Source organism: Acidithiobacillus ferrooxidans ATCC 23270 (assembly GCF_000021485.1).
GTDB lineage: Bacteria > Pseudomonadota > Gammaproteobacteria > Acidithiobacillales > Acidithiobacillaceae > Acidithiobacillus > Acidithiobacillus ferrooxidans.
Window position 1 is genome coordinate 885018 of sequence record NC_011761.1, and the last position, 14853, is coordinate 899870.

Sequence of the window (14853 nt, forward strand, 5' to 3'; positions counted from 1 at the left end):
GGATAAGGCTTCTGGATGGATTACTTCTTCTGCTTGCTTCAATTTATCATACCATTAGACATAAGATACCCTTGTGTTTCATGTTCGTGTTGCCAAAAGGCTCCCATCATATGGTTTCCGAGAGGTTTCCGCTTGCGGCTAGGCATCAGACAAAACAAAGAAATTCTCCATTGTTCTAGTTCATAGGCGAACGGAGCTATTTTAGCCAACTCCTATGTCTCTTTCCAGTCTATTGAAGCCATCCCCATGGCTGCAGTGAATATCTGCTCCCAACAAATCCACCATTTTACCCTTGTATTCACTCAACCTGTCGAGGAACCTCTCAATTAGCAAGTTTCCACCCCGTAGGGCCACCTAATGGCAGTCCAGCACCAAAGCCCGTGGGGAATGTTTTTGACGGTCCGGTATTACTAGCTGCGCCCTGCAACAAGGTACGGCCATTGAAGCTGGTGACGGTGGGCGTGAAGGCCGTTCCGTAACCAACGAAAAGTGCGTTGGTAATGGCTGTCCCGGTACTGTCGGTGAAGGTGCCGCTGGGGAAAATGCCGTTGTTGAGGGCATAGAGGTAATAGTAAGCATCGCCATTTCCACAGGAGTTTGCGGATGGTGGCACGGTCACGGGCAGAATGACGGCACCGCTATTGATCAACGCGGGTGCGGAAACGACGGACCCTGATGGCAGTGCAGTAACAGGCGGATTAGTACCAGAGGTCTGCGTAGTAAAGGCCCCGCTGCTCCAGGTGCCAGCGCCGCCAGCGTAGGCGGTCCATACTGGTGACCAAGTGCCATTTAGCTGAGAAAAAATAGTGATACCATTGGGTCCTTGTACACGCAGATAGTTTTTACCTTGATAGTAACTGCCACCGATATACTGCACTTCACCCGGATTGCTGCCACTGAGGCTCCCAGACCATGCCGACGAATAATTGCCAACGGCGGTTTTATTCACAAAATCCTTAGCAAACGTGAGGGTTGCGGCGCCGGGCGTCAGTAAGCCTGGCAATGTAGCCGAGGATATTTCGTATATGTTACCGGTATTGTCGCCCAGATAAAGATTTCCTGATGCGTCGATGTAGGGGGTGGCGGTGTTATTAAAAGGGAGGGCATCCTGAAAGCTTTGCCCTGTGCCCACATTGACCCCTATCAGATAACTGGTGCTGCTGGTAGCGCTGATGGCCTGGTTTACGGCCCATAGTGCCCAGGTTTGGCCAAAGTTCTTGGTTCCCGGCGTCTGATATTGATAAAAGACCGGATTACTAGGCTGCGGTTGGCTATAATTGCCGCCCAGGTCATCTTCCCATATCGTGCTCTGCAGGTTGGGGGCGGTCGTCCCTGTCAATTGAATGTCATAGAGAATGCTACCGTTACTGGCGCTTCCCGCCACATAGGTATGCCAGGTGTGCGGTTGGGTCGGCGCGACTGTGGCATCAATCGTCTGGAAGCCACCTTGCATATTCGTGCCTTGCCAAAAGGTGTTGTAATTCTGGAGTTGCGGCAGCAGGCCCTGAGGCATCCATCCCCAAAGGAGCGTCGGGCTGCCAGTATTGTTGTAGCCCATCGCGTACAGGAAGCCATCATTATCGCTGAAGAGGACCGCATTCTGGCGGTTGGCATGATTGCTGGCGAAGGTCAGGTAACTGTTGGTAGTGCCACCTGCACCCAGCAGTTGTCCGTTGTTGGGCGCAGTGAGCACCTGCGGCGGCGTGGAGGTGGGTAACCCCATATACCAGCCACTTTGACGCCCGCCGAGATAGGCGCCGCTACTGTCAGACGGATTTATGGTGTAGGCGGCAATGGTGCTTGCAGTCAAGCTTGTGGGCAGGGTGCCGAATGCGCTGGGCGTGTTCTTGGCGACACCGCTCAGCAAGATATCTATTCCTGCCCCATTCGTGCCGCCGGGCGTGGTGGTATAGAGGGCACTGGAGCGATTGCTCATGAAGCTGTTAGCGTCCCAGGACGCGCTGGTGCTTGGCGTACCGCTGCTCTGTAACGCATAGGCGTAGAGGTCGCCTTGTCCGGTGATCGGATTGACATTTTTGAGCAAAAACTCCAAAGACCCCACGGTTGCGGAAGGCGGTGCGCCATAGGATGCAGAAACGCTTTTGCCGAGAATGTTGGCGATGATGCTGTTCATGGCGGACTGTACATCGGAGGCAGACGTTGCCGCATAGAAGTTGCTAGTGCCACCCGCCTGAGCCATGGCGGTGAGCACGGCCTGACCCTGCAGAGCTTCCGCCTGATCGGCAGCACTTGCACCTGGCACATTGGGGTTGACGGCGGAACCGACCCCTAAAACATAGGTCTTGATGCCCTTTTGCGCGAGTGCCTGGATTTCATTAATGGTTTCTACCACCGCGTTGTTGTTGGTCGAACTCCAAGTGCTGGCGGTGATGGAGGTGACACCGAACATTTGCGCCGAAGCACTGCCCAAAGGCGGGTATACATATCCATGTTCCATACCTTGGGTGGGCTGCCCATCGGTGATGAAAATGACGTATTTGCTGCCGCAGGTCGCCGGCGGCGGGTTTGGCAGGCTTCCCTCGTAATAGCTTAGTGCCGTACTGAAGGCGCCAGCCGTGGGGGAATAGCCGGCGGAGGCGGTTATCGGCCCCTCTGCAGCGTAATTAATGGATTTGTCGGTTCGGAAAACCTCCGGGAGAATGGCGTTGGCGATATTGGTCGCATTGGCGCTGTTTGTCGCGGATATGGGACTGACAATATTGCCCTTATTGTAGGAAGTGTTTGCATTGAAGGCATAACCGCGTTGAGACTCCCACACTTGCTGAGATAGAGGGAAATAACCGGCACTGGTGGGAGTCATGCCGGACACCAATCCGTTTGAATAGTTGCTAAAATTGACGCCAGAATTACCCGTCATGTAACTTTGCAGATTTAATCCGTATGGATTTGGCCCCCAACCGACTGCATTGGTGGCATCTGGTTGCCATTGAGCGGCGATGGCGTAAAGCACGTCATTGATTACTGGGGCATCACTGCTGGCTTGAACATACAAGTACGGATCGCTAATGCTTCCATTACCTTGGCCAAATATGTTTTGCTGCAAATTAATACATGAATTACTGCCTGATTGGTAACAGGGATTTGCCACGGTTACATCTCCAGATGGGGCTCCCGTGGCACTGGTACCAAAGGAGAAACCATTATTATCGCTCATATAATATGCCCAAGTATTATAAAGCGATACCCTGCCAGACAAAGCATAATCCATCAACCCGAACTGCATATTGTTGTTATATTCCGGTGTATTGATAATCGTGCCGATGGCCTGTTCCGCCACGTTGAGCATGGATTGTGAGTTGTCGATATAGGCGCTGGAGGCCCCGGAGGCCCCCACGGAGGCACAGGCGCTTTGGGCAGCGGCGGTAATGCCGGACGTATTGCAGGGGACGGAGTAAGGCACACTGGTTCCGGGCGAACCCAGCGCGGGAGGCGTGAAGCCGCTGGCGGTATAGTTTACGGGTGAGGACGAATTGGCATTTTCCGGCACGGTGCCGGAGCCGGTCATAATGGCGCCGGAGAGACCGGTGGGGCCTTGCAGGACGCCCGCCATGCCCTGTGAGTTATCCAGCAATATCATCACCTGCGGCTGGTTGGCAGGCAGGATATTGATGGTATTGTTGGCCTGGGCGAAGCTGCTCCAGCTCGCTAGCGGAGCGGCGGTCATGGACAGGCAGAGCACACTGACAATGAATTTCTGATGCGGATTTTTATTCATTGCACTTTCCTCAAAATGGCCTGCACGGTGACGCCGAGGCCACCACCATTGGCTCTGGATGTATGCACATAGACGACGTAATAACGAATGCTTTGCACGCCAGGCCCAGTGCCGGTCTGGTTTTGTTCATTGCCACCAACCTGGGTGGCGAGGGCGCCAGCGGGATACATCACGTACTGCACGTTGAAATTAAAGCTGCCGTATTGGATAGGAATGGAGGCGCAGGTCGTTCCGGTGCAACTGGACCAAAAACTTGCGGGCGGCACTGTGGGCCGGGTGGGTCCATTAGCGTTGGTGGGTAACGGGAGATACCAAGAGCCTGGGGAGGTGATTTCCGGCCAGTCTGGCAAGGCCTGCAAGCTGGCATTCGCAGCCGTCACGCCCTGATCCGTCGCTTCCTGCGCAGCACTCTGCACCGCCATATTGGAAGAAATGAGGACATCGTTATGGGTTAGGTACATGAGCGCGAGGACAGCGACGGTGATGACCAAAACCAGAACTAGCGTGATCACCAAGATCGCCCCACTTTCTTTGTCGAGGTTGGTTTTTGGGGTAGATAATCCATGTTTCATTGGTTCAATCATGGTCCACCCCAGATATTATTTCGAACCGGCACCACGCTTTCGAAAAGATGGTAGGCATAGTGACGACAATCACCTTGCAGGCAGCCTGGGCCATTGGATGTCGGAACGGTATAGCTTAGATTTTGGTGAGGTAACATAATGAAGCTGGCCGGGCTGGTTTCATTGGGCATGTAGCGGGTACTACGTGCAAGCATGGCTATCCGAACGGCAAGAATTTGCTGTGTAGCCGACGGCGTGTAATTTGCAGGAAGAACCCATTGTGTTATGGCGCCATTAATGCCGAGACCATATTCTAATTGTAGATCTACGACACCACGCGCTAGGGCCTGACGAGTAGATGTGGTGGTCTGGTTGGCGGTATATTGGGTTAGGTAGAGGGTCGGTGTCGCGGTGCCGCCGCTGTCACCAATGGTGAATTGATTGATGGTGAAGTTATTGCTGCCCAAGTCGATGAAGTTGGCACCGACAAAGGCGGTGCTGCTAAGGCCAGGATAAATAGCCCCCGCTAATGTCTGAAAACCCCCAGAAGGATTGTAATTGGACAGTCCAGAATTATGAACAACGCCAATCCCGTTGCCTTGAGTAAGCAGGTTGGTCACCTGTGCCATCAGGCAGGCCTGTCCGGGAATTTGTACAATAAACATATCCCCAGAATTGATGAATGCTGTCGCCGTCAAAAACACCCGCTGCGAGGCCATACTCGGAATGGAGCTGATCTGCGCTGCCGGAGCGTTGCCAAATGATGCGCCCCCCGCCACGGTCATCAATGAATACGTATTGATATTGCTGGTGTTTGTGGGGTCATAGGTGCCACTGCTTTGCACGGAGGCGGTGATAGCCGTCAAAGAAAAAGGCGAAGCAGTCTGATTGCTGTTATAAGCGGCAATCCCATTAGGGCAATCAGAAATCTGTGGTAACCCAAACCCCGCCGACTCCACCGCCTGGCGCACTAACGCCAGCGCGTTACGTCCCCGCTGCCACATATCCGTAGTGCTGCTCTGGTTGGTGATGATCTGGCTGCTGTTCAGAAAGAACGTGAACACGGCAGTCGCCAGCAAGGTGCCGATCACCAGGGCTACCAGCAGTTCGGTGAGGGTAAAACCCGTTTCTGAGCCGTCAGCATGGCGCATGGTCAGTATCCCACGATGGTTTGCACGGAGTAGGTCTCCGGAGTGCCGTTCAGTAGCCAGGAAACGGAAACGGTAGCTGTGCAGGGGCACATCCCGTTGCCTTGCTGGGAAAGGACCGTGATGCTGCCAGAGGCGGAGGGGAAAGCGGGAGGGAGACCCGGAGGATACAGCATGTTTCTCCAGGAGCTGATCGCTTGTGCGACCACTGTGTTGGCACTGCCGGGAACGGTGATGGTGCCGGTGTTCGATACTGCGGCGCCATTGAATTGCAGGGCATTGCTGCCATTGGCGCGGATCAGGCCAACGGCGTTTTGAGCAATCTGATAGCCGCCGGTGAGGTTGTTGCCCTCGGCGCTGGTGCTGAAACCGGTCATGAGAATGGCCAGGATACCCAGCGAGCCAATGGCAAAAATCGCCAGGGCGATCATGGTCTCGATGAGGGTGAAGCCCTGCTCCGGCTGCTGTGGTGAGTGCATGGCGAGGCGCCTCATTGTAGATTGCACACCGTGCTGGTGGCGGAAGCCGTGGCACAGGAACGCACATCACCGGCGCCCCCTACCTGAATGAGCCAGTAGCCGTACTCTGCCGGATTATTGCCACCCGCCTGGAACTCTATGTTCGCACTGGTAATGGTGCCTGCTGGATTCTGCACCATTCCGGTAGGGGTGACGCTAAATGTGCCACCAGTCAGAACGGTGCAAGGTATATTTTGGTACTGACTGGCATATTGCACGGGGGTCATGCCGGGCACGTTTTGCAATACCCCAGTGGCTGTAGGTGATATGGTCCATGCACAGGCGCTCCCACCGCCACCCTGAACGCTTACATTCACCGGATAACCGCTGCGGATGGCGTAGCCCTTGGCCCAGTTAATGTCTTGCTGAAGTTTTCCGGCGGCGGCCTGTATGCGCGCCCGCACCATCCAGATGGAGACATCCGGGATGGCGACGGCGAGGATAATGGCGGCCACCGCAATGGTGATCATCAGTTCGATCAGGGTGAAACCGACTGCGTCCGTCAGAGGGAGGTCGCGCTCGCCCCACTCACCCCCCATGCGTCACCACCGCGCCCATCTTGAAGATCGGCAGGTACATGGCGACGACCAGGGTGCCGACGATGATGCCGAGCACCACCATGATCATGGGCTCCATGAGGGTGGAGAGGCGACTGACCGCTTCTTCGACCTCGTTCTCGTAAAAGTCGGCGACTTTGCCGGACATGACTTCGATGGCGCCGGTTTCCTCACCGATGGCGAGCATCTGGGTGGCCATGATGGGAAAGACGCCGTCGGCTTTCAGTTGGGTGGTGATGCGCCCGCCGGTGGCGACGTCGTCACGGGCAGCCAGGACGCTGCGTTCGATGATGACGTTACCGGACACTTTGGAAAGTGTTCCCAGGGCTTCCATGATGGGCACGCCTGCCCCCTGCATGGTGGACAGGGTACGCATGAAGCGCGCCACGGCACCCTTCAGCAGGATATCGCCGAGCACCGGGATTTTCAGGGAGAAGCGGTCTATGACGGTTTTGAAGGACAGGTTGCGCTTGTAGGCGTAGATAAAGAGCCATACCGAGGCGATAGGTACGAGCACCACGATGTACCAGTGACTTTTCATCCAGTCGGAGATGTTGATGACGACCTGCGTCAGCAGCGGCAGAGTGGCACCAAAACTGCTGAAGAGCTGTGAGAATACCGGGATGACGAAAATCATCAGGATCACCACGACCACGACCATGACGGTGATGATGGCGGCCGGGTAGAACATGGCCGACTTGACCTTTTTGTTCAGCGCCAGGGTCTTTTCGCGATATTCGGCCAGGCGCAGGAGGATGGTGTCGAGGATGCCCCCCTGCTCACCGGCGGCGACCAGGGATACGAAAAGGCGGTCGAAATATTTGGGGAAGTGGGCCATGGCCTGCGACAGAGATTCACCTTCTTTCAGGTGCTTGAGAATCCCCTTGAGCAGTTTTTTCATGCCCGCGCCGGAGGTGGCGGATACCAGCAGTTCGAAAGACTGCACGATGGGCACACCGGCGTTGATCATGGTGGAGAGCTGGCGGACCATCACCACTAGTTGCGCTTCCTTGACCCCTTTTTCACCGAAGAGAGGCTGCGGCGCTTTGCGCACTACGGTCGGCATCAGTCCCATGCGGCGCAGGTTGGAGCGCACGGCGTTGGCGGAGACGGCGTTCATCTCGCCCTTTTTCTTTTCGCTCCCGCCGGGCGCGGTCGCCTCCCACGTAAAGTCGTAGGTTTTTGCCTCGCGGAGTGCGGATTTCTTGTCTTTGCCCAAGGCTGTCGCCATGCGTTCATCCCGTCCCAGTCGTTACTACCCACCCATATAGAACAGTCTGGTCAATTTGCAATGGGCGTTGTGCTGCCGCGGAGCGGCGGGACTGGAACGAGGTATTTCAGGAGATGGGCGGCTGCCAGAGTTTGTCCCAGCTTTGCTGGGCAGCGAGACCGAGGCGTTGGGGGAGTGTCTTTTGGCGCTGATAATGGAGGGCGAGCACTTTGCCCTGTCGCACCGCTTCCAGGATGATCTCGTCGCTGGTGGCGAGATCATCCACCAATCCGAGTTGGCGGGCCTTGTTGCCCAGCCAGGCTTCGCCAGTGGCGACTTGTTCCAAATCCAGTTGCGGACGGTATTGCTGGACGAAGTCGCGGAATTGGGCGTGGGTTTCTTCCAGTTCTTCGCGCAGCTTGGCGCGGCCGGTTTCGGTGTTCTCGCCGAACAAGGTGACGGTGCGCTTGAATTTGCCGGCGGTGAACTGTTCCCAGTCGATGTTGCGATCCTGCAGCCAGCGGTGGAAGTTGGGAATCTGGGCGACGACGCCGATGGAGCCGATGAGGGCGAAGGGGCTGGCGACGATACGGTCAGCCGTGACCGCCATCATGTAGCCGCCACTGGCGGCGACGGCGTCGACCAGCACCGTGAGATGAATCTTGGCGGCACGCAGACGTAATAACTGGGCCGAGGCGAGACCATAGGTGTTGACCATGCCGCCGCCGCTTTCCAGGCGCAGCAGGACGGTGTCGCCGGGTTTTGCGGCCTGGATGATGGCGGAGATTTCTTCGCGCAGGGCACTGACGGCAGAGGCGCGGATATCGCCCTTGAAGTCGAGCAGATAGGTGCAGCTTTCGGCAAGAGGGTCGTTGGCCCTGTCTTTGCGGTCTTTCTTGAGGGTCTTCCGATGGATTTTCAGGGCTTTTTTGTCCAGCCGGTATTGCTGGACGTTTTCGCCCGATTGTTCTAATTGCTTGCGCAGGTCGGTGACCTGCACCTGTCCGGACGCGGGGCTTTTGCGTTTGTTCAGGGCGATGGCGGCGATGCCGCCCACGACGACGAGCAGGGCGACCACGATGGTGGCGGTGTCGGCAAGGAAGAGCAGGTAATGACTGAAGAAGGTTTCCATGGCGCCAAGATAGGCGGAAAGGCGATAGCTGTAAAGATTCCGGGAATGGTTGAACCCTGGGTGCTGGGGGCGTTATCATTTTAACTCTTGCCGAGGTGCTTCCTTTCATGATCCATGTGAAGTTTTTTGCCAGCGTGCGCGAGCGTGTCGGGATCGGGGAAATGTCTCTGCCGATGCCTGAAGGTGGTGCCACCGTGGCGGATATCCTGGCGCTGGCGGAGGGTGAAGCCGGCGTGGTGCTGCAGGGCGCTCATCTGCTGGCGGCGGTCAACCTACGGCACGTGCCTTTCTCCGATGTGGTTCGCGACGGCGACGAGGTGGCGTTTTTCCCACCGGTAACCGGTGGTTAGCTGTGCTCGTTAAAGTTCAGCGGGAAGACTTTGATCCGATGGCGGAGATGGCGGCCTTTCCGGCGGATGCCATCGCCGGAGCGGGCAGCTCGGTCACCTTTATCGGGACGGTGCGTGATTATAGCGAGGCGACGGATATCCTGGCCATGGAGATCGAGCACTATCCGGGGATGACGGAGCGCGAGCTGGAACGTATCAGCGCGGAGGCCGCGCAGCGCTACGATATCCTCGACAGCCTGATCATGCATCGTTACGGGCGTCTGGCGCCACAGGACAATATCGTGATGGTGGCGGTCTGGTCGCGGCACCGGGCGGCGGCCTTTGACGCCTGTCGCTTCCTGATCGATGTATTGAAAACCAGCGCGCCCTTCTGGAAAAAAGAGATCACCCCGGAGGGGGTGCGCTGGGTGACCGATTGTCCCGGCTGCCGGGCCGGGAGCCGCGAGGGGCATACCCATGCGCCCCATGTTTCCCATTCCCATACACAGGTGAAGTGAGATTTTATGCCGAGTTTTGATGTGGTATCCGAAGTGGATATGCAGGAAGTGGATAATGCCCTGCATACAACGGTGAAGGAAATCACCACCCGTTATGATTTCAAGGGCAGCAAGGCGTCGATGGAGCGGAAGGAAAAGGAGATCATCCTCGTTGCCGAGGACGAGTATAAGCTGGGGCAGATGATCGACCTGCTCTCGGCGCGTCTGGTAAAGCGCGGGGTAGATTTGAAGGCCCTGGAGGTGGGTAAGGTGGCCGCCGCGGCGGGCGGGATGGAGCGGCAGGTGCTGAGCCTGAAAGTGGGTCTGGAAACCGAAGTGTCCAAGCGCATGATCAAATTTCTGAAAGACGGAAAGTTCAAGGCCCAGGGCAGTATCCAGGGGGATCAGTTGCGGGTGTCGGGCAAGAGCCGGGACGAGTTGCAGGCGGCCATTGCCGCGCTGCGCGGTCACGATTTTGGTTTGCCGGTGCAGTTTACGAACTTTCGGGATTGAGGTTTGACGGGGGAAACATGGACAAGGTGGAATTTGCGGCACTGGTTGCCGGGATGACAGGGGTAAGTGCGGCGGCGGTGATCAGCCGTGACGGGATTCCTTTACAGGTGGAAGGGATGTCCGAAGACGTGGCGGATACGGTGGCGGCGCTGGCGTCTGGCATGTGCGCACTGGCTAAACGTATGAACGAGGAAGGTAATGGTGTGCGCCATGTCCATGTGGTGCTGGCTGACCACGATATGGTGTTGCTGCCGACCATGTCAGGAGCGGTACTGGTGGTGATGCGGCCGGGGCGGAACGACGAGTCGGGGATCGATGTATTGCGGACTGCCGCGGTGGCTTTATGACGAAGGTGTCGGCACAACATACGGCACTTCACGACTGGCATGTGGCCCACGGCGCACGTATGGTGGATTTTGCCGGCTGGGAGATGCCTCTGAACTACGGCTCGCAACTGGCCGAGCATGAGGCGGTGCGGCGGGCGGCGGGACTGTTTGATGTCTCGCACATGCGGCCTCTGGATTTGAGCGGGCCAGATGCGCGGGTGCTGCTTCGGTATGCGCTGGCGAACGATGTGGCAAAGCTGGACGCTGCGCCGGGCAAGGCGCTGTACAGCACGATGTTGCAGGGCGATGGCGGGATTATCGACGATCTGATCGTCTACCATCGCGGCGGAGGCCGGTATCGGATCGTGCTGAATGCGGGGGGTGCGGAGGCGGATACGGCGCACCTGCAGGCCCTTGCGGATGCCCATGGCTGGCGCGTGATCCTGCAGAAGCGGCCAGATCTGGGGATTCTCGCCGTTCAGGGCCCGACAGCGCGGGCGCTGGCGGCGACGGTACTGGCGATTCCCGCGTTGGCGGATCTGGGCGTTTTTCACGCATTGGAACAGGGAGATTTTTTTGTCGGGCGAACCGGCTATACCGGCGAGGATGGCGTCGAAATCGTCGCCGCTAACGGGCTGTTAACGGACCTGGCAGACCGGCTGCTGGTGGCGGGTGTGCGCCCTGCGGGTCTGGCGGCGCGGGATAGTCTGCGTCTGGAGGCGGGGCTGGGTCTGTACGGTCAGGATATGACAACGGCGGTTTCGCCTTATGCCAGTAATCTGGGCTGGACCGTGGACTTGCGGGCCGCAGACCGGAATTTTCTGGGCCGGGCGGCACTGGAGGCGGAGTTGGCGGCTGGTGACGGTGCCCGGCTCGTCGGTCTGGCCATGCGCGATGGGATTCCCCGCCATGGCTATGTCGTCGAAAATGCCGCTGGACAGCCTTGCGGGGTGGTCACCAGCGGTATTTTTTCGCCCAGTTTGCAGTGCGGTATTGCCCTGGCCCGGGTGGATGCGGTGCTGGCGCCGGGAGCGCTATCTGCGGTGCTGGTGCGTGGGGTGCGGCGTCCGGCGCTGGTGATAAAACCGCCCTTCTGGCGCAACGGGGCGGCAACCTTTTCCTTTCCTGAGGAGCATGAAATATGAGCAAAATTCCGGAGACCTTGCGTTACAGTGATACCCATGAGTGGGTGGAAGACCTGGGAGGCGGACGCTACCGGGTGGGAATTACCGATCACGCCCAGGAATTGCTGGGGGATCTGGTGTTCGTAGAGGCCCCGGAGACGGGTAAGACGATTCGCGGTGGTGCAGTCTGCGGTGTGCTGGAGTCGGTCAAGGCGGCGGCGGATTTGTATGCGCCGCTCGACGGCACGGTGGTGGAGCGTAACGACGGGTTGGCGGATAACCCGCAGTGGCTCAATGAAGACCCTTATGGCCGGGGCTGGATCATGGTGGTGGAGGCGGATGCGTCCGCTGGTGACGGGCTGATGGATGCGGCGGCCTACGCCAAGATCGCGGAGGTCTGATCGTTATGCCCTATATTCCCCACGATGCGGCGGAGACGGCGGCGATGTTGGCCGCCGTCGGCGTTGAGCGCCTCGACCAGCTTTTCGATGAAATTCCTCCAGTCCTGCAGGTGCAGGATATGGCCTTGCCGGAAGGGCTGTCGGAAATGGCGCTGCAGCGTGAGCTGGAGGGAAGGGCGCTGGCCAACGCGCCGCTACGCTGCTTTGCGGGGGGCGGGGCTTATGCCCATCATATCCCGGCCATCGTCTGGGAAATTGCCGGGCGCGGCGAGTTCTATTCCGCTTATACGCCGTATCAGGCGGAAGCCAGCCAAGGTACACTGCAGATCATTTATGAGTATCAGAGCTTCATCACCCGGCTGACCGGGCTGGAGGTGAGTAATGCCTCCCTCTATGATGGAGCCTCGGGGTTGGCCGAGGCCTGCCTGATGGCGTTGCGTATTCAGGGCGGCGACAAATCCATCCTGGTGCCGGAGAACCTGCTGCCGGGCTGGCGGCGGGTGTTGGACAGCGTGCTTGGTTTGCAAAACATCCGTTTGGTGAGCGTGCCTTATGACCGTGCCACGGGTACCCTGATATTGCCCGCAGATGCGGGGGATGCGGCGGCGCTGATCATTCCCCAGAGCAACGCCCTGGGTCTGCTGGAGCCGGTGGATGCGCTGACCGACTGGGCCCATGCTCATGGCCTGCTCGCCATAGCCGTGGTCAATCCGCTGGCGCTGGCGTTGCTGAAGGCACCGGGGGTTTGGGGCACACAGGGCGCGGATATGGCGGTGGGGGAGGGGCAGCCGCTGGGAATTCCCCTGAGCGGCGGCGGGCCTTACTTTGGTTTTCTCGCCTGCCGCAAGGCCCACGTGCGCCAGTTGCCCGGGCGACTGGTCGCCAAGACCGTGGACGGGCAGGGCCGTGAGGGTTTTTGTCTGACCCTGCAGGCGCGGGAGCAGCATATTCGCCGCGGCAAGGCGACGAGCAACATCTGCACCAATCAGGGCCTGATGGTGACGGCGGCGACCATTCATATGGCGGCGCTGGGCGGATACGGCTTGCAGCAGACGGCGGTGCTGTGCCATGAGCGTGCCGTGCGGTTGCGGGAACTGTTGACGGGGGTGCCGGGGGTGAGCCTGCCTTATGGCGGGGCCTTTTTCCATGAATTTGTCGTGCGCTTGCCTCATGCTGCCGTGGCGGTACGGGATACGCTGCTGGGCTATGGTTTGCTGGCGGGGCTCCCCCTCTCGGATTGGGGGATGGGCGAAGCGGGCGATCTGCTGGTATGCACCACGGAACTGTTGGAAGAGGCGGATCTGTTGGCGTATCGCGGTGCCCTGACCGCTGTGCTGGAGACTTTATGAGCTTTATGAGCGATTCCATTTTCGATCACGATCATCATGTCCCGGCGGTAGCGTTGCCCTCCGATATTCCGGCGGCGCTGCTGCGGAAGACACCCCTGAATCTGCCCAATCCGTCTGAACTGGAGGTGCTGCGCCACTATACCCGGCTGTCCCAGAAGAATTTTTCCATCGATACCCAGTTTTATCCGCTGGGTTCCTGCACCATGAAATATAATCCGCGGATTGCCCATACCATGGCCGCGCTGCCGGGCTTCGCACGCCTGCATCCGGATACGCCGGCGCAGGGTATGCAGGGACTGTTGCAGGTGCTCTGGGAGTTGCAGGAATGGCTGGCGGCGACGACGGGCATGGCCGCGGTGAGCCTGACCCCGGCGGCGGGCGCCCAGGGCGAACTGGCCGGTGTCGCCATGATCCGCGCCTATCATGCGGCGCACGGCGACCACGGGCGACGGAAGATGCTGATTCCCACGGCAGCGCACGGTACCAATCCGGCCAGCGCCCAGATGGCGGGTTTTGACGTGGTGGAAATCCCTAATCTGGCCGACGGTGACCTGGATATGGCCTTTTTGGATCAGCATCTGGGGCCAGATATCGCAGGGATCATGTTGACCAATCCCTCCACCCTCGGGGTGTTTGAGCGTCGGATTACGGAAATTGCGGCACGTGTTCACGAGGCAGGGGGGCTGCTCTACTATGATGGCGCCAATCTCAATGCCATTCTCGGTCGGGTGCAGCCGGGGCAGATGGGTTTTGACGCGATGCATCTGAACCTGCACAAGACTTTTGCCACGCCTCATGGCGGCGGCGGGCCGGGTGCGGGTGCGGTAGCGGTACAGGAACGCCTGCGTCCTTTTCTGCCCCTGCCAGTGGTCGCACGGGAAGCGGCAGGCGCGCTGCGCTGGCTGGACGAAGGGGATTTGCCCCGGAGCATTGGTCGGCTCAGCGCCCATGGCGGAAATATCGGCGTACTGCTGCGCGCCCATGCTTACCTGCGGCGCCTGGGGCGGGCGGGGGTGGGCCGGGTATCGGCTTATGCCGCGCTCAATGCCAATTATCTGCTCAGGGAGCTGCAGGGAGTGGGCTATCAGGCGGCCTTCCCGGAGCGGCGGGCCAGTCACGAGTTCATCCTGAGCGTCAGCGATCTGCAGAAGGCGACCGGTATACGGGCGCTGGATGTGGCCAAGCGCCTGCTGGATTTCGGGATTCACGCGCCGACCGTTTACTTTCCCCAACTGGTGCCGGAGTGCCTGCTGATCGAACCTACGGAGACCGAAAGCAAGGCGACCCTGGATCGTTTCGTGACGGTGATGGCGCAGATTCGCCGAGAGGCCTTGGAGCAGCCGGAGCTCTTGCGGGAAGCACCTCACCATCTCCCGGTGGGGCGTCTGGATGAAGCCTTGGCGGCGCGGCGTCTGGATGTCGCGGGAGGCTTTGTGACGACCGTCTGAAC

General features: G+C 58.7%; 15 protein-coding genes. 8 read left to right on the forward strand and 7 right to left on the reverse strand.

The window, feature by feature from the left end; all coding sequences use genetic code 11:
• Positions 1-322: 322 nt before the first annotated feature.
• From AFE_RS04530 to sohB, 7 genes are all read right to left on the reverse strand, one after another.
• Positions 323-3736: a pilus assembly protein gene (locus tag AFE_RS04530; protein WP_012536469.1), complete on the reverse strand. Its 3414-nt coding sequence runs from the start codon at positions 3734-3736 to the stop codon at positions 323-325.
• Positions 3733-4320, reverse strand: coding sequence for a PilX N-terminal domain-containing pilus assembly protein (locus tag AFE_RS04535; RefSeq protein ID WP_012536470.1), 588 nt, complete (start codon positions 4318-4320; stop codon positions 3733-3735). Before AFE_RS04535 ends, AFE_RS04530 begins: the two co-directional genes overlap by 4 nt.
• Positions 4317-5450 carry a PilW family protein gene (locus AFE_RS04540; RefSeq protein ID WP_012536471.1) on the reverse strand — a complete coding sequence of 378 codons (1134 nt, stop codon included), beginning with the start codon at positions 5448-5450 and terminating at the stop codon, positions 4317-4319. The genes AFE_RS04535 and AFE_RS04540 overlap by 4 nt, the downstream gene beginning before the upstream one ends.
• Positions 5451-5452: 2 nt before the next feature.
• A complete protein-coding gene (locus AFE_RS04545) occupies positions 5453-5926 on the reverse strand; it encodes a type IV pilus modification PilV family protein (protein WP_012536472.1) in 474 nt (157 codons plus the stop codon).
• Positions 5927-5937: 11 nt separating this feature from the next.
• Positions 5938-6504 (reverse strand): pilus assembly FimT family protein, encoded by a 567-nt coding sequence (locus AFE_RS04550; protein ID WP_012536473.1) that lies wholly within the window; start codon positions 6502-6504, stop codon positions 5938-5940.
• Positions 6494-7753, reverse strand: coding sequence for a type II secretion system F family protein (locus tag AFE_RS04555; RefSeq protein ID WP_012536474.1), 1260 nt, complete (start codon positions 7751-7753; stop codon positions 6494-6496). The genes AFE_RS04550 and AFE_RS04555 overlap by 11 nt, the downstream gene beginning before the upstream one ends.
• A 106-nt stretch (positions 7754-7859) precedes the next feature.
• The gene (gene sohB / locus AFE_RS04560) at positions 7860-8864 is read right to left on the reverse strand and encodes a protease SohB (protein WP_012536475.1); all 1005 of its coding nucleotides are present in this window, start codon (positions 8862-8864) and stop codon (positions 7860-7862) included.
• A 107-nt stretch (positions 8865-8971) separates the two neighbouring features.
• Between sohB and AFE_RS04565 the strand changes: the two genes are divergently transcribed.
• From AFE_RS04565 to gcvPB, 8 genes are read left to right on the forward strand one after another with little or no spacing between them, the layout of a single operon-like run.
• Complete coding sequence (locus AFE_RS04565) at positions 8972-9214, forward strand: MoaD/ThiS family protein (RefSeq protein WP_012536476.1); 243 nt, start codon at positions 8972-8974, stop codon at positions 9212-9214.
• A 2-nt stretch (positions 9215-9216) separates the two neighbouring features.
• Positions 9217-9711 carry a molybdenum cofactor biosynthesis protein MoaE gene (locus AFE_RS04570; protein ID WP_012536477.1) on the forward strand — a complete coding sequence of 165 codons (495 nt, stop codon included), beginning with the start codon at positions 9217-9219 and terminating at the stop codon, positions 9709-9711.
• Between the two features lie 6 nt (positions 9712-9717).
• A complete protein-coding gene (locus AFE_RS04575) occupies positions 9718-10203 on the forward strand; it encodes a YajQ family cyclic di-GMP-binding protein (RefSeq protein WP_009568900.1) in 486 nt (161 codons plus the stop codon).
• A 17-nt stretch (positions 10204-10220) separates the two neighbouring features.
• Positions 10221-10550 (forward strand): roadblock/LC7 domain-containing protein, encoded by a 330-nt coding sequence (locus tag AFE_RS04580; protein WP_009568901.1) that lies wholly within the window; start codon positions 10221-10223, stop codon positions 10548-10550.
• Positions 10547-11674: a glycine cleavage system aminomethyltransferase GcvT gene (gcvT, locus tag AFE_RS04585; protein WP_041645355.1), complete on the forward strand. Its 1128-nt coding sequence runs from the start codon at positions 10547-10549 to the stop codon at positions 11672-11674. The genes AFE_RS04580 and gcvT overlap by 4 nt, the downstream gene beginning before the upstream one ends.
• Positions 11671-12054: a glycine cleavage system protein GcvH gene (gene gcvH / locus AFE_RS04590; RefSeq protein WP_009562478.1), complete on the forward strand. Its 384-nt coding sequence runs from the start codon at positions 11671-11673 to the stop codon at positions 12052-12054. The genes gcvT and gcvH overlap by 4 nt, the downstream gene beginning before the upstream one ends.
• A gap of 5 nt (positions 12055-12059) precedes the next feature.
• Entirely contained in the window at positions 12060-13403 is a 1344-nt protein-coding gene (gene gcvPA / locus AFE_RS04595; protein WP_012536479.1) for an aminomethyl-transferring glycine dehydrogenase subunit GcvPA, read from the forward strand.
• Positions 13404-13408: 5 nt separating this feature from the next.
• Positions 13409-14851: an aminomethyl-transferring glycine dehydrogenase subunit GcvPB gene (gcvPB, locus tag AFE_RS04600; protein WP_049756738.1), complete on the forward strand. Its 1443-nt coding sequence runs from the start codon at positions 13409-13411 to the stop codon at positions 14849-14851.
• Positions 14852-14853: the final 2 nt, after the last annotated feature.

Excerpts from the sequence above, each read along its gene's own strand:
- AFE_RS04530 (WP_012536469.1), bottom strand. The coding sequence starts at position 3,736 with ATGAATAAAAATCCGCATCAGAAATTCATTGTCAGTGTGCTCTGCCTG.
- AFE_RS04535 (WP_012536470.1), bottom strand. The coding sequence starts at position 4,320 with ATGATTGAACCAATGAAACATGGATTATCTACCCCAAAAACCAACCTC.
- AFE_RS04540 (WP_012536471.1), bottom strand. The coding sequence starts at position 5,450 with ATGCGCCATGCTGACGGCTCAGAAACGGGTTTTACCCTCACCGAACTG.
- AFE_RS04545 (WP_012536472.1), bottom strand. The coding sequence starts at position 5,926 with ATGCACTCACCACAGCAGCCGGAGCAGGGCTTCACCCTCATCGAGACC.
- AFE_RS04550 (WP_012536473.1), bottom strand. The coding sequence starts at position 6,504 with ATGGGGGGTGAGTGGGGCGAGCGCGACCTCCCTCTGACGGACGCAGTC.
- AFE_RS04555 (WP_012536474.1), bottom strand. The coding sequence starts at position 7,753 with ATGGCGACAGCCTTGGGCAAAGACAAGAAATCCGCACTCCGCGAGGCA.
- sohB (WP_012536475.1), bottom strand. The coding sequence starts at position 8,864 with ATGGAAACCTTCTTCAGTCATTACCTGCTCTTCCTTGCCGACACCGCC.
- AFE_RS04565 (WP_012536476.1), top strand. The coding sequence starts at position 8,972 with ATGATCCATGTGAAGTTTTTTGCCAGCGTGCGCGAGCGTGTCGGGATC.
- AFE_RS04575 (WP_009568900.1), top strand. The coding sequence starts at position 9,718 with ATGCCGAGTTTTGATGTGGTATCCGAAGTGGATATGCAGGAAGTGGAT.
- AFE_RS04580 (WP_009568901.1), top strand. The coding sequence starts at position 10,221 with ATGGACAAGGTGGAATTTGCGGCACTGGTTGCCGGGATGACAGGGGTA.
- gcvT (WP_041645355.1), top strand. The coding sequence starts at position 10,547 with ATGACGAAGGTGTCGGCACAACATACGGCACTTCACGACTGGCATGTG.
- gcvH (WP_009562478.1), top strand. The coding sequence starts at position 11,671 with ATGAGCAAAATTCCGGAGACCTTGCGTTACAGTGATACCCATGAGTGG.
- gcvPA (WP_012536479.1), top strand. The coding sequence starts at position 12,060 with ATGCCCTATATTCCCCACGATGCGGCGGAGACGGCGGCGATGTTGGCC.
- gcvPB (WP_049756738.1), top strand. The coding sequence starts at position 13,409 with ATGAGCGATTCCATTTTCGATCACGATCATCATGTCCCGGCGGTAGCG.